The organism is Streptomyces sp. NPDC093252 (assembly GCF_040683675.1).
Classification (GTDB): domain Bacteria; phylum Actinomycetota; class Actinomycetes; order Streptomycetales; family Streptomycetaceae; genus Streptomyces.
This window is the reverse complement of the sequence record NZ_JBFBEM010000001.1, coordinates 265,074-277,964: the sequence shown is the minus strand read 5'-3', so window position 1 is coordinate 277,964 and position 12,891 is coordinate 265,074. Positions and strand designations below refer to the sequence as shown.

General features: G+C 73.3%; 11 protein-coding genes and 1 pseudogene. 6 read left to right on the top strand and 6 right to left on the bottom strand.

Annotation, left to right across the window (positions count from 1 at the left end):
* Positions 1–72 precede the first annotated feature (72 nt).
* The gene (locus AB0O01_RS01050) at positions 73–960 is read right to left on the bottom strand and encodes a hypothetical protein (protein ID WP_365309612.1); all 888 of its coding nucleotides are present in this window, start codon (positions 958–960) and stop codon (positions 73–75) included.
* A 435-nt stretch (positions 961–1,395) separates the two neighbouring features.
* Here AB0O01_RS01050 and AB0O01_RS01045 point away from each other — a divergent pair, with 435 nt between their 5' ends.
* Together AB0O01_RS01045 and AB0O01_RS01040 are read left to right on the top strand one after the other, a co-directional pair.
* Entirely contained in the window at positions 1,396–2,073 is a 678-nt protein-coding gene (locus tag AB0O01_RS01045) for a response regulator transcription factor (RefSeq protein WP_365309610.1), read from the top strand.
* 4 nt (positions 2,074–2,077) lie between these two features.
* On the top strand, positions 2,078–3,466 hold the full coding sequence (locus tag AB0O01_RS01040; protein ID WP_365309608.1) for an ATP-binding protein: 1,389 nt from the start codon (positions 2,078–2,080) through the stop codon (positions 3,464–3,466).
* 29 nt (positions 3,467–3,495) lie between these two features.
* Here the strand turns inward: AB0O01_RS01040 and AB0O01_RS01035 are convergent, their stop codons facing one another.
* Together AB0O01_RS01035 and AB0O01_RS01030 are read right to left on the bottom strand one after the other, a co-directional pair.
* Complete coding sequence (locus AB0O01_RS01035) at positions 3,496–4,425, bottom strand: hypothetical protein (RefSeq protein ID WP_365309606.1); 930 nt, start codon at positions 4,423–4,425, stop codon at positions 3,496–3,498.
* Between the two features lie 138 nt (positions 4,426–4,563).
* The gene (locus AB0O01_RS01030; RefSeq protein WP_365310461.1) at positions 4,564–5,085 is read right to left on the bottom strand and encodes an MSMEG_1061 family FMN-dependent PPOX-type flavoprotein; all 522 of its coding nucleotides are present in this window, start codon (positions 5,083–5,085) and stop codon (positions 4,564–4,566) included.
* Between the two features lie 386 nt (positions 5,086–5,471).
* On the opposite strand from AB0O01_RS01030, the pseudogene AB0O01_RS01025 reads away from it, so the two are divergent.
* The 4 genes and pseudogenes from AB0O01_RS01025 to AB0O01_RS01010 all read left to right on the top strand — a co-directional run bounded on the left by AB0O01_RS01025 (position 5,472) and on the right by AB0O01_RS01010 (position 9,696).
* A pseudogene (locus AB0O01_RS01025) lies at positions 5,472–6,463 on the top strand (iron chelate uptake ABC transporter family permease subunit).
* Complete coding sequence (locus AB0O01_RS01020; protein ID WP_365309604.1) at positions 6,460–7,623, top strand: iron chelate uptake ABC transporter family permease subunit; 1,164 nt, start codon at positions 6,460–6,462, stop codon at positions 7,621–7,623. The pseudogene AB0O01_RS01025 and the gene AB0O01_RS01020 overlap by 4 nt, the downstream one beginning before the upstream one ends.
* A 71-nt stretch (positions 7,624–7,694) precedes the next feature.
* A complete protein-coding gene (locus AB0O01_RS01015) occupies positions 7,695–8,510 on the top strand; it encodes an ABC transporter ATP-binding protein (protein WP_365309602.1) in 816 nt (271 codons plus the stop codon).
* Positions 8,511–8,640: 130 nt separating this feature from the next.
* Positions 8,641–9,696, top strand: a complete 1,056-nt coding sequence (locus AB0O01_RS01010; protein WP_365309600.1) for an iron-siderophore ABC transporter substrate-binding protein — start codon at positions 8,641–8,643, stop codon at positions 9,694–9,696.
* Between the two features lie 159 nt (positions 9,697–9,855).
* On the opposite strand, the gene AB0O01_RS01005 is transcribed toward AB0O01_RS01010, so the two are convergent.
* The 3 genes from AB0O01_RS01005 to AB0O01_RS00995 all read right to left on the bottom strand — a co-directional run bounded on the left by AB0O01_RS01005 (position 9,856) and on the right by AB0O01_RS00995 (position 12,833).
* Positions 9,856–11,256, bottom strand: coding sequence for a TfuA-like protein (locus AB0O01_RS01005; RefSeq protein ID WP_365309598.1), 1,401 nt, complete (start codon positions 11,254–11,256; stop codon positions 9,856–9,858).
* A gap of 65 nt (positions 11,257–11,321) precedes the next feature.
* Positions 11,322–12,530, bottom strand: a complete 1,209-nt coding sequence (locus AB0O01_RS01000; RefSeq protein WP_365309596.1) for a YcaO-like family protein — start codon at positions 12,528–12,530, stop codon at positions 11,322–11,324.
* A 162-nt stretch (positions 12,531–12,692) separates the two neighbouring features.
* Complete coding sequence (locus AB0O01_RS00995) at positions 12,693–12,833, bottom strand: hypothetical protein (protein ID WP_365309594.1); 141 nt, start codon at positions 12,831–12,833, stop codon at positions 12,693–12,695.
* Positions 12,834–12,891: the final 58 nt, after the last annotated feature.

The window sequence follows — 12,891 nt, the reverse complement described above, 5'->3', positions numbered from 1 at the left end:
GTCGGCCTCGCCCGAGCGGTCACCGGATGCCGATGGTGACCCTCACCTGTCGGACGAGGCCCGGCCGCCCCCCTACGTCGACGCGGGCCGCCGAGCGGCTGCCCCGGCGTGGTGGGGCCGCAGGATCTGGTCGGGGTGCGGGCCGTAGGCCAGGACGACCTGGCCGTTGGGCCGCTGCGGCTCGCCGGTGAGACGGTGGGCCGGGGCCGGCAGCAGGTCGAGCGGGTGGCGCCGGATCTTCCAGGTCTGGTAGGCGATCAGCACGACGAGCAGTGCCGCCAGTGTGACCGAACCCCACAGCGTGCCCAGCCCCAGGCCGCCCTGGCTGACGGGCTTGGTGATCGAGTCACCGGCCGCGGCGCTCAGCGGGCGGGTCAGCACGAAGGCCAGCCAGAACAGCACCATGCTGTTGATGCGGGTCAGATAGTGGGCGGCGAGGAGCAGCAGCATGACTCCGGCGATGACGAAGAAGGCGTTGCGGAATCCCAGTCCGGTGCTGTGGGCCAGCCAGTCGCCGCTGGCCGTGCCGAGGGTGTTGGACACCAGGATCGCCATCCAGTAGAGGCCCTCGCCCTTGCGGGTGGCGATCTTCTCGACGTCGTAGGTCTGGCCGGTTCGCCACCACGCCACAAAGATGATCGCCAGCAGGCTGGTGAGGATGATCGCGCCGGCCCCGTAGCCGATCCCGTTGTGGGTCACGGTGCCGGAGTAGCCGATGCCGCGGTCCATGAGGTCCGATATCGAGGTGCCGACGATACTGGTGCTGAAGATGACCGTCCAGAAGAGGCTCGGATGGAATCGTTTGGCTCGCATCTGGAAGAAGGCCACGGTCGCGAAGAAAATGAAGAAGGCGACCGCGCAGGTTGCGTAGCCAATTTTGAGTTCGATCGCGAATTGGTCGCTCGCGGTTTCCCCGAGGGTGACGGCGATGATTTTGAGCGCCCAGAACAACGCTGTCACGTGCGGTAGCTTCCGCAGTACATAGGGCGCCGGTCGGGCGGCTGTGGAGGGTTGGGAGGGAGCGGTGGCCGTCATGGTGAGGGCTCCTTTTCTTCGGAATTTCCTTCGGGTCTTCTTTCTCTTTTCTCCTTCTTTTCTTCTTTCGGTGTGGCCGTGTTCAGTGGTGTCGGATCGCGTTGGTGAGGGCCGGTCGGTGCGTACGGGACGGTGACAATGCGGTGCCCGTCGGTGCTGCCGCGACGGGCATGAATGGGTGGGTGGTGAGATCGTTGGTCATGGTGTCTGTTCTCGTCCCGGGAGGGGGCGACCGTGCAGTGACGTCCCCACCCTGCGACGAGGCTCCTGAGAGGGCGCTGAGGACCGCTCCGGCTCTCAGGCGGCTCTCAGCGGGCCCGCCGGTCCCCGAGGCGCGGCGCCCGGCGGTAGGAGGCGGTCATGCGGGTGCTGGTCATCGAGGACGAACGCGGTCTCGCCGAGGGAATCGCCGAGGGACTGGCCGCGGAGGGCTTCGTCGCCGATGTCGCCCATGACGGCATGGACGGGCTCTGGCGTGCCGTCCACCGGCAGCAGGACGTCATCGTCCTGGACATCATGCTGCCCGCCCTGTCCGGGTACGAGATCCTCAAGCGGATGCGGGCCGCCGGGGTGTGGACCCCGGTGCTGATGCTCACCGCCAAGGACGGCGAGTACGACGAGGCGGACGCCCTGGACCTCGGCGCCGACGACTATCTGAGCAAGCCGTTCTCCTTCGTCGTCCTCGTCGCGCATCTGCGCGCGCTGCTGCGGCGCGGGGCGCCCGCCCGGCCCGCGGTGCTCGCGGCCGACGACCTCACCCTGGACCCCGCCTCCCGCCGGTGCCGCCGCGCGGGGCGTGAACTGACGCTGACGGCACGGGAGTTCGGACTGCTGGAGTTCCTGCTCCGCCATCGCGACGAGGTGGTGAGCAAGAGTGACATCCTCACCCATGTGTGGGACGAGAACTTCGACGGCGACCTCAACATCGTCGAGGTGTACGTCGGTTACCTGCGGCGCAAGATCGACGTACCGTTCGAACGCCGGCTGATCGACACCGTCCGCGGGGCCGGCTACCGGCTGCGCAGCGTCGGCAGGTGACGCGGTGCGCATCCCCTTCCCGGCCCCTCTGCGGGACTGGTGGTCGCGCCGGTCACTGCGGCTGCGGCTGACGACCGCGGCGGCGCTGGTCATCACGGCGGGGCTCGTGGGGGCCGCCGTGATGCTGGTGGCCTGGCTGCGCGGCAGCCTCATCAGCGGCCTCGACCAGGCCGCCTGGCAGCGGGCTCAGTCCGTCGCGGAGATCGTCGACTCGGGGCGGCTGCCCGCCACCCTGCCCGCCCCCGGCGATCGTGACATCACCGTCCAGGTCGTCGACCGGCACGGGACGGTCCGGGCGGCCTCCCCCAATCTCCAGGGGCACGGGAGGGTGTTCTTCTTCCCGCCGAGCACCTCCGACGTCCCGCACGCCCACGGCCTGAGCCGGCTTCCCGAGGGTGACACCACGGGCTGGCGTGCCGTGGCCGTCCCCGCCGGCCCCCGGGCCGACCCGGTGACCGTGTACGCCGCCGTGCCCACCGAGGACGTCGACACCAGTCTGAACCAGCTCACCGGCGGTCTCGCCATCGGCGTGCCACTGGCCGTCACCGCGCTCACCAGCGTCGTGTGGATGCTCACCGGACGTGCGTTGCGCCCCGTGGAGGCGCTGCGCGCGCAGACCGCGGAGATCACCGCCTCCGACCTCAGCCGCCGCCTCGACGTCCCCTCCTCGGCGGACGCGCTGGGCCGCCTCGCCACCACCCTCAACGATCTCCTCGCCCGGCTGGAGGGTGCCACGCAGAAGCAGCGCCAGTTCATCGCGGACGCCGCCCACGAACTGCGCAGCCCCCTGAGCAGTCTGCACACCCGCCTCCAGGTCGCCGCCCGGCACCCCGACTCCGCCGACTGGGACGCCCTGGCCCCCAGCCTGGTGGAGGACTGCGAACGGCTCTCCCGCCTCGTCGACGACCTGGTGTGGCTGGCCCGCCTCGACGCCCGCCCCCGCATCCGCAGACGCCCCCTGGACCTGGACGAGATCGTCTTCGCCGAGGTCCGACTCGCCCGCGGGCGCACCCGGGTGACCATCGACCAGCACGCCGTCGGCGCCGCCCGCGTGGACGGCGACGCCGACGCCCTCGCCCGCGTCGTGCGCAACCTGCTGGACAACGCCCTGCGGCACGCCGTCCGGCGGATCACGGTGAGCCTGCGGTGCGGCGGCGGCACCGCGGAACTGGTCGTCGCCGACGACGGTCCCGGCATCCCCGGGCCCGACCGGGACCGGGTCTTCGACCGCTTCACCCGCCTGGACGACGCCCGTGCCCGGGACACCGGCGGCAGCGGACTGGGACTGGCCATCGTCCGCGACATCATCACCGCCCATCACGGGAGCATCGGCATCGAGGGCGACGCTCCCGGGGCCCGCTTCGTCGTCCGCCTACCCGCCGGGAGCGACTGACGCGTCCCGCACCCCTGGTGGGGTGCGGCTCAGCGGAGGGTGATCAGCAACTGGGGCAGTTGGCCGGTCTGGTTCTGGGAACCCGGCCTCAGCTCCGCCACGGAGTTGTCCCACTCCATCGTGACCACCGGCGCGGCACCCTCGCCGACCTCGATACGCACCCCGGCGAACCGCTCCCCGGCGGCGGTCGCCGGGCGCAGGGCGTCGGCGACCGTGCGGGCGGCCTCGGCCGACCGGGTCACGGCACACAGCCGTTCCGTCGAGGTCCCGTCGTCCCCGGCGCGGGCGCCGATGCCGAAGAGCGTCAGTCCGGGCAAGTGGCCCTCGCGGTCCTTGCCGTAGAGCGTGGCGTGGTAGGTGTCGTCGCCCAGGCAGTCGGCCACCGCGCGGAAGGCCGTGTCCGAAGCGATGGAGGTCTCGGGGTCGGTGAGGGGCGGCAGGGCCGCGTCGCGGGTGTGGGCGAGGGAGCGGACCGACGGTGACACCGTGATCCGGGTGCCGTCCTGGGTGAGGAGCGGCGCGCCCTTGCTCTCCGTCTCGGTCCAGCCGCGTTCCTTCATCGCCCCGGTGACGGCGTCGACATCGAAACGGCCGGTCAGACGGACGGCGTCCGCCCCGATCTGGACGGAGCTGTCGACCACCGTCTCGTCGAAGCCGAGCGCCGCCCGCGCCGGTTCGCCCGCGTAGTCGGCCTGCGCCAACTCGGGGATGCCGAAGCCGGACAGGACGGCGTACAACTCCGGGTCCCGCTCGGTGAGGCGGCGGACCTCGGGGACGTCCGTGTAGACGAGGGGCTGGCCGCCCCGGTCCTGGGGGATGCCGCCGAGCGCGGCGGTGAGCCCGCCCGCCGGGGCGGTGTCCTCGGAGTCGCCCCCGCAGGCCGCCGTGACCGCCACGAGGACCGCCGACACCACGGCCGCCGAGACCGCGCGCCCCGCCCTGCGCCTGTTCGTGCCCATGCTGATTCCTCCCCGAATGCTGCGGTGCCGCAGCGCGTGACCGGGGACAGTGTGTCAGTCACCCAAGGGGAGCCGTTCGGCGAGGTGTTGGCCGGGCGGCGGTGCGGCACGGTCGGGCCATGGGCCCCGGGGCGGATGTCAGGCGCGCTGCTCCCAGGAGGCCGGGTCCCAGAGGCCGGAGCGGCGCAGGGACTGGGGGCAGTGCAGGAAGATCTCGTCGATGTCCAGCAGCAGCGCCAGCGTGGGGCGTCTGCCGTTCACGGTCATGGTGTCGAAGAACGGGGCGTCGGTGAGGATCCGGGCGCGGCCGTTGACGCGCAGCACGTCCGTGGTGCCGGGGACGAGATAGAGCAGGCCCGCGTGCGGGTTGTCCAGGATGTTCAGGAAGCTGTCGGCCCGGCGGTTGCCGGGGCGGTCCGGCAGGGCGATCGTCGAGGCGTCGAGGACATGGGTGAAGCCGGGGCCGTCGCCGCGCGGTGAGACATCGCAGTTGCCCCGGCTGTCCGAGGTGGCCAGCAGACAGAACGGCGAGCGGATGAGCAGGTCCCGGTCCGCGTCGGTGAGCCGGTCGTGCACCTTCTCGATGACGAGGGGGAACGGTTCCCCGAGCAGGGCGCGCAGTTCGGCGGGCGAGCCGATCTCCGTACAGCCCTCCGGGATGTTCCGCTCCGGGGCCGCGGTCTGCCCGCCGGGGGCCGGATCGTGCCCGTTCGGGTAGAGCGTCTGGCTCAAATGTGCCCCCTCGGGTTGATGATTGCCGTCCTTACTCTATCTGGTGTTAGGTTTGCCTCACCTTACCTACTGGAGATGGTTTCTCCATATCACCGTGCCGAGGATATGCCCATGCGCCCACCGACCGATGCCGCCGCAGCCCCTCACCGGTCAGGCCGTCCTTGAACAGCGGTGCGCACCTCCCGGTGAACGATCCCGCACACCCTCCCGTGACCAGCATCGATTCCGCCCCCGACACCGCACTCCCCGCCCCCGGCAAGGGCGGTGACGCCACCCCCGGCGGCCCGCCGACCCGCCCGCGCTCCCGGGGCCCCCTGCGCATCGGCGCCGTCCTCGCCCTCCTCACCGCCGTGACGCTGGCCGCCACGGTGCTGAGTCTGACGATCGGTTCCGGCCATGTGCCGCTGGGAGCCGTCTGGGACGGGGTCTTCAGCCCCGACCGCTCCGTCCGGGCGGAACTCGTCGTGCACGAGGTGCGGCTGCCCCGCACCCTGGCCGGGCTGCTGGCGGGCGTGGCGCTCGGCCTCGCGGGCGCCGTCATCCAGGGCCTGACCCGCAACCCGCTCGCCGACCCCGGTCTGCTCGGCGTCAACGCGGGCGCGGCCGTCTTCGTGGTCTTCGCCATGAGCGTCCTCGCGCTGACCGACCCCGCCCACTACATCTGGTTCGGCTTCCTCGGCGCCTGCCTCGCCGCCGTCCTCGTCTACGGCATCGGCAGCCTGGCCGGGAAGGGGCCACCCCGGTCAAACTCGCCCTCGCCGGCGCCGCCACCACGGCCGCGCTCGGCTCGGTCACCAGCGTGATGCTGCTGGCGGACGGTCAGGCCTTCGACCAGTTCCGGTTCTGGCAGGTCGGCGCGCTCGACACCCGGGACATGGAGGTCCTCGGCCAGGCCCTGCCCTTCATCGCCGCCGGAGCCCTCGTCGCCCTCGGCCTCGGCCCCCGCCTCAATGGACTCGCCCTCGGCGACGACGTGGCCCGCGGGCTCGGCCAGCGGCTGTCCGTCACCCGGATCTGGAGCGCCGTGAGCGTCGTTCTGCTGTGCGGCGCGGCGACCGCCGTGGCCGGTCCGCTCGGCTTCGTCGGACTCGCCGTCCCGCATGTCGCGCGGCTGCTCACCGGCCCCGACTACCGCTGGATCCTGGCGTGCAGCGCGCTGCTCGCCCCGGCCCTGCTGCTCCTCGCCGACGTGGCCGGACGGGTCGTCGCCCGCCCCGGCGAGGTCCAGGTCGGCGTGGTCACCGCGGCCCTCGGGTGCGTGCCCTTCATCGTGCTCGTCCGCCGCTCCGCACGGGGCGAGCTGTGAGCGGGGAACCGGTGACCGGCCGGACCCCCGGCGGAGCCACCGCGCCCCCGGACGACGGCATCCGGAACGGCGGGATGCAACTGGCCGGGACGAAGGACCCCGCCCCGGGGATCCCCACCCCGCGGATCCCGCCCGCCGCCCTCCGGCTGCGCCGCTCGCGCCGCCACCGCACCGCCCGCTTCGCCGCCGTCTCCGCCGCCCTCGCCCTCCTCGTCGCCGGAGCCTTCACGGTCGCCCTGTCCTTCGGCGACATCGCGCTGCCGATCGGGCAGGTGTGGGACACCCTCCTCGGCGGCGGCGACGCGGGCAGCCGCTTCGTGGTCAGGGAACTGCGCCTGCCACGCGCTCTGCTGGCCGTCCTCGTCGGCGCCTGCTTCGGGCTGTCCGGCGCGATCTTCCAGTCCCTGCTGCGCAACCCGCTCGCCAGCCCCGACATCATCGGCATCAGCTCCGGGGCGGGCGTCGCGGCGGTCCTCGCCTCGATGGTCTACAGCGTGAGCGGACTCGCCCTCTCCGGTGTGGCACTCGCCGGGGCACTGGCGACGGGCGCCGCCGTCTACGCGCTGGCCTGGCGCAGGGGCGTGGGCGGCCAGCGGCTGGTGCTCATCGGGGTGGGGGCGGGCGCCGGGCTGTCCAGCGTCGTCTCCTATCTGATGACCCGCTCCGAGGTCACCGAGGCGCAGGCCGCGTTCGTCTGGCTCGCGGGCAGCCTCAACGGCCGCTCCTGGCCGTACGTGTGGCCCCTCGTCACCGGGGTCTGCGTCCTGCTGCCGCTCACCTTCCTGGCCTCCCGCTCCCTGTCCGTGCTGCGGCTGGGCGACGACACGGCGGCCGGGCTCGGCTCCCGCGTCGAGCGCGACCGGCTGGCGCTGCTGGCCTGCGCGACCGGCCTCGCCGGGGTGGCCACGGCCGCCGCCGGACCGGTCGGCTTCGTCGCCTTCGTCAGCGCGCCCATCGCCCGCCGGCTCCTGCCCGGACACGGGGCCGCGCTGCTCCCGGCCGCCCTCACCGGGGCCGCGCTGGTCGCGGTCGCCGACCTGGTCGGCCAGCACGCGATTCCCCAGACCCAGGTACCGGTCGGGGTGGTCACCAGCATCGTCGGAGCGCCGTATCTGCTGGTGCTGCTGGCGCGCGCCAACCGGGTCGGCCAGGGCGGTTGAGCGCCACCCCCGACCCCATGGCCCCGCCCATTCTCGCCCCCATCCGTCCCAGAGGAACCGGACACACCACCATGACCCCGTCCCCCTCCCACACGCTCCAGGCCAGGCAACTGAGCCTCGGCTACGGCGAGCGCGAGATCATCTCCGGTCTGGACGTGACCCTGCCGCCCGGCCGGATCACGGTCGTCGTCGGCCCCAACGCCTGCGGCAAGTCCACCCTGCTGCGGGCCATGGCCAGGCTGCTGCCGCCGCTCGCGGGCGCGGTCCTGCTCGACGGCCGGGACATCCGGCACACCCCCACGAAACAGGTCGCGGCCACCCTAGGTGTCCTCCCGCAGTCACCCGTCGCGCCCGACGGGGTGGTGGTGGCCGATCTCGTCGGACGGGGCCGCTACCCGCACCAGGGCTGGTTCCGCCGCTGGACCACGGCCGACGACGAGGCGGTCGCCGCCGCCATGCTCGCCACCGGCGTGCTGGACCTGGCCGCCCGGTCGGTGGACGAACTCTCCGGCGGCCAGCGCCAGCGCGTCTGGATCGCCATGGCCCTCGCCCAGGAGACCGGCGTCCTGCTCCTCGACGAGCCGACCACCTACCTCGACATCACCCACCAGCTCGAAGTGCTCGACCTCCTGACCGACCTCAACCGCGACCGGGGCGTCACCCTCGCCCTCGTCCTGCACGACCTCAACCTCGCCTGCCGCTACGCCGATCACCTGATCGCGATGAAGGACGGCCGGATCGTCGCCGCGGGCCCGCCCGGCGACATCGTCACCGAGTCCCTGGTCCAGGAGGTCTTCGGCCTGCGCTCGACGGTCATCCCCGACCCGGCGTCGGCCACCCCGATGGTCGTCCCGCTCGGCCGCCACCACATCGCGGTACCCGACTGACCGCGTGCACCCCGGAGACCGGGCGCCCCCCCCAGTGACCGGGCGGAAGCCACGAGCCGACCGACGGGCACGAGCAGGCCAGCACGGCCCACAGACCGACCGGCACCCCCATGAAAGGAACCGAAACACCATGTCCGCCAACACCCCCTCCCGCTCCTCCCGCCCAGGGACCCGCATACGACCCCGCCGGGCCCTGCGCGTCCTGACCGGCACCCTCCTCCTCGCCCTGCTCGGCACGGCCTGCTCCTCGTCCTCCGACGACGACGGCGGCAGCGGGAGCAGCGCCTCCGCGTCGGCGTCCGGGTCGCCCGCCGCCGCGTTCCCGGCGGAGGTCGACACCAAGTTCGGCACGGTCACCGTGGACTCCCGTCCCCAGCGCGTCGTGGCGCTCGGCTGGGGCGACGCCGAGACGGCCCTCGCCCTCGGGGTCCAGCCGGTGGGCCAGAGCGACTGGCTCGCCTTCGGCGGGGACGGCGTCGGCCCCTGGGCGGAGGGCCGCTACGACGAGAGCCCCGAGAAGATCGGCACCCTGGAGCCCGAGTTCGAGCGGATCGCCGCCCTCGACCCCGATCTGATCCTCGATGTGAAGTCCAGCGGCGACCAGACCCGCTACGACACCCTCAGCCAGATCGCGCCGACCATCGGCGTGCCCGAGGGCGGCGACCAGTACCAGATCACCTGGCAGGAGCAGACCACGATGATCGCCACGGCGCTGGGACTCGGCGCCGAGGGCGAGCGCCTGATCACCGAGACGGAGGGCGCCGCCGCCGCGGCGGCCGAGGAGCACCCCGAGTTCGACGGCCGCTCCGTCACCATCGGCTCCCGCACCTCCAGCGGCTGGGGCGCCTACGTCCGGGGCACCGGCCGGGTCGACTTCATGGAGTCGCTGGGCTTCACCAACAACCCGCGGGTGCAGGAGGAGGCGGGCACCGCGTTCTCCGTGTCGGTCTCGGACGAGAACCTGGAGATGCTGGACGCCGACCTGGTCGTGATGGCACCGATCGGCGTCGAGGCCACCGAGATCAGCACCGACCCGCTGTTCATGTCCCTCCCGGCGGTCGAGGCCGGACGGTCGGTGATCTTCGACGACCGGGACGTGAGCCAGGCGTTCGCCACCAACTCCGTGCTGTCCGTGGGCTACGCCCTGGAGAACGTCGTACCGCTGTTCGCGGAGGCGCTGCGCTAGCGGGGGGATCTCCTGGAGGGCCCGTACGGCGGTGTCCCGGCCCGCGCGCTTCGTGCGCGGGCCGGGCCGCGACCTCTACGGGACCCCCACCCACGTCGCCTCGCGCGCTCCCGGCGCGGGGCCGGGACACCCGCCCCGCCCGGCGTCGGCCTCTGTTCCTCACCCGGCGCCGAGGGCGTCCGCCTGCCCGCGCTCCTCGCTCACCGTCGTCCGCAGGTGTGCGAGGCCCTCGTTGTACCGGGCGAAGAGATAGAGCGGCCGGGTCGCGGTCACGGCGCTGTCCAGGGAGGGGAAACCCCGGTCCAGGGCGGCGAGTCCGAGATCGTCGTGCGGGGTGTGCCAGCGCTCGGCGAGCAGGTCGAGGATGCGTCGGCGGGGTATGGCCTCGACGCCACCGGGGCCCCGACGGCCCGACAGGGCACGGTCGTTGACCTCCCGGGCCAGCCGGACGAACCGCAGCGCCGGGTCCCGCACGGACGGCTCGTCGAGCAGTGTGAGGGCTTCCTCGTCCCAGGGCAGGCGCAGGGTGTGGCGGCAGGAGCGGACCAGCGCGGTGAGGAGCTGTTCGGTGACGGGCAGCGCGGCCTCGGCGGCGGTCAGCCACAAGGGCAGGAAACCCAGCCGTGCGGGGTCGGCGGGCAGCCGGTACAGCCCGTGGTGCGCCCCGTGCCGCAGTGCCCGCTCCGCGTCCGTCGCGCCCGTCGCGTCCCGCCCGCACTCCCGGTCGCAGTGGGCGGCCAGGGTCCGCAGCACCGCCGCCCGGTGGCGCCGGGGATAGTCGTCCGCGAACAGCCGGCAGGCCCGCAGCAGGGCGAGCGGACTCTCGTGCGAGACGGCCTGCGCGGCGAGCTGCCAGGCGTACAGATGGGCCGTCCGGTGCACCCGCCCAGGTGCGGGGGAGGTGGGGCCGCCGCCGGTGCGCAGGTGGTCGATCAGCAGCAGGGCGTCCTCGCGCTTGGGGTCGCGGCGGTGGGCGAGGCAGTAGCGCTGGAGCGCCCCGGTCGCCGACGGGTCGAGACCCGCCTCCGCACCCGCCTCGGGAAGGGCGCCGTAGGAACGCCGTCCGAAGGGCCACCCGGCCAGGACACCGACCAGCCGGTCGGCCGTCGCGGCGGCGCACACCCCGTCCCGGACGGCCGCGGCGAAGGTCGCCCGCATGCACACCAGGGGCTCCGAGAGCGCCCGGTAGCCCTCGGTCCCGGGGCTGTGCAGAAGGGTGACCTCGTCGTCGGCCTCCAGCTTGCCGTCGCGGTAGTCGGCGTAGACGCCGCCGACGCCGGCCATCCCGAAGCGGTCCAGCTCGGCGGCCCGCAGCGCGCCCATGCTGGCCGCGCCCAGGACCCGCACCCCGGAGCCCAGCAGCGCCAGGATCTCCTTGTGCCGCACGGAGCCCGTCTGGTGGAAGTACCCGTCGACGATGCCCACCGTGTCACCCGCGCGGGCGCCGAGCCGCAGCAGGTCCCCCGCGGCGACCGGCGGCATGAGCCGGACACCGCTACCGGCGGTCAGCCCGGCGGCGTCGGGGACACTGGGACCCACGAAGCAGTACGTCCTCGGCATGGGCGGTTCACCCCTCGGTTCTGGCACGGATGCCGGTGGTCGTGCGTGGCGGGTCGGCGGGCGGCTCAGTGGCCGGTGTCGAGCAGGGCGCCCGGACAGACCACATGGACGACGGGAACGCCCAGCTCGGGCCGGGTCAGATCGACGTAGAGAGGCGGACTGCCCGTCACGGACGCGATCCGCCGCGCCATGTGGGTTGTCTCGTCGCGTACGTCCGGCAGGGCGGCCGAGGTGACGGAGGCGAAGTCCACGACCGGGTCCGCCGGGTCCGCCGAGGGGGCGGCCGGGGCGCGGTCCACCGAGAAGAGACCGGCCTCCCGGTACAGCGACCGCCCGATGTCGTCGCGCGCGCCCGCGATGGCCGTCGCCCGGGACTGCGCCGCCTCGGTCAGCGCCCGGCACAGCGCCACGCCCGCGTCCAGATGCGTACCGATCCCGCCGAAGGGGAACGGGAACAGCGACCCCGTGATCACGGTGTCGAAGGTCGGCACGCCGAACGGGCTCGGCAGATACCGCACCGAGACCTCCACCCCCGCGCCCCACAGCCGCTCCAGCAGCGGACGGGCGGACGGATCGTCCACGGACTCCAGGTCGACCGGGCGGGCCGTGCCGTAGCGCCGGGCACGGGCGCCGGCATCGCGCTCGACCACCTCGTACATCCCGTGCAGCAGCGCCTCCTCCAGCACGTTGCCGCTGGCCAGACCGTTGCTGGTGGCCCGGAACGCGGCGGGCGTCCATCGCCCGGTGACACAGGTGTCGAGATACAGCAGGGGAACGGGCACGTACGACGGCCCGCCCGCGCCGTCGACGCGGGCGGCGGGGTACCAGCCGAAGCGGCAGTCCGGGCCGATGAAGTGACGGGGTGTCATAGGCAGGGTGTCCAGGCGGTAGCCGAGGCGGTCCGTCATCTCCTCGACGGCGGCCGGCACGACCGGTACCGCGGGGTGCTCCGCGTGCCACAGCTCGACCGCCTCCATGGCCGCGGACACCCGGGCCAGCATCGGCGTGACGCCCTTGCCCTGGGACACGGACAGGGAGCGGGCGTTGGGCCGGACCGCCTGGAAGACCGGTATCCCGATCTCGTCCAGCCAGGTGACGTCCGCGACCCGGGTGACACCGCATTCGGGCAGCAGCGGACGGATCCACTCCCAGGTCTCCTCGGCGGGCCGCACCCGGTGGGTACCGGCCGAGACGACCTTGCCGGTGGGGGAGGGGCCGGGGTGCGGGGGCGGTGCGGTCGGTACGGGCGGCGGGGGAAGCGCCTGAGCGGGCATGGCGGCTGACACTCCGTCCACGGGGCAGGGGAGAGGGGGCGGGGGGCCGGTGATGGTGTCCCGGGGGTGACCGCCGGACCGGCCCGTGGTGGAGCCCGTCCGGGCCTTGGCGCGGCCCGGACGGGATGGTGCGTGTCATGTCCTGGTGCGTGCGACGACAGCTCAGACCTCGCTGGTCTCGTCGTCCTCGTTGATGTCCTCGGTGGTGATGACGGGCTGGAACGCCTGCGGCTCCAGGACGTCGGCGTCCCGGAACATCTCGTCCAGCTCGGTCGGCGAGGGCAGGGTGAGGGTGTGGGTCATGACGTTCTCCTTCGATGTGATGGTGCGGGGATCCGCCACCGTGGCCCGTACGTGACGA